The sequence below is a fragment of the Arthrobacter sp. Dra40 genome (assembly GCF_059091905.1).
Map to the genome: position 1 here is coordinate 1 of NZ_JBNHHB010000548.1, position 716 is coordinate 716.

The window sequence follows — 716 nt, forward strand, 5'->3', positions numbered from 1 at the left end:
CGCTCCATGTCCGCCTTGACCTCGTTGATGGTGGTCAGCTGGTCCGGGGTCTCGATGTACGGGAACGCTTCTTCCAGCTCCCGCTGCCACGGGGTGTCCGGTCCGAAGGCGTGCCCGCGGGACGCCATCCGGGCCGAATACAGCCGGATCAGCTCGCCGGCGATCTCCTTGACCGCCTTGCGGGCCTGGCTCTTGGTCTTCGCCCAATCGGAGCCGCCCATCTTGGACAGGACCGGGGTCTCGCCACCCACGTACCGGGTGACCTGGTCCAACTGGTCCGTCGGCACAAACAGCCGGTCCCCGGGTGCGCCGCGTTTGGACGCGGCGTATTCCAGCACCAAGTACTCGCGCATGGCCTTGGTGGGTCCGGCGCCGGTGGAGCGCTGCACCAGTTCAATGAACCTGCCCACGCCGTGCTGCTCGTGCACCACGTAGTCGCCCTCGGTCAGCTGCAGCGGATCCACGGCGTTGCGCCGCCGCGACGGCATCTTCCGCATGTCCCGGGTGGAGCGTGCGGAGGCCCGGCCCAGCAGGTCGGCTTCGGTCAGCAGGCCGAGCTTCAGCCCGTCGAAGACGAACCCCTTGCCGGTGCTGGCCGTGGTGATTTCGATGATTCCCGGCTGCGGCTCGTTCTCCAGCGATTCCACCCGCGTGGCCGGGATCTGTGCGTCGTGGAAGAGTTCGGCCATGCGCGAGGCGGGGCCGGGACCTTCGGT

Annotated in this window: 1 protein-coding gene; it reads right to left on the bottom strand. The window is 68.3% G+C overall.

The window, feature by feature from the left end:
* Positions 1 to 716: CarD family transcriptional regulator (locus tag AC5RWT_RS37915; protein WP_494084696.1), on the bottom strand; the 716-nt coding region annotated here is incomplete at both ends.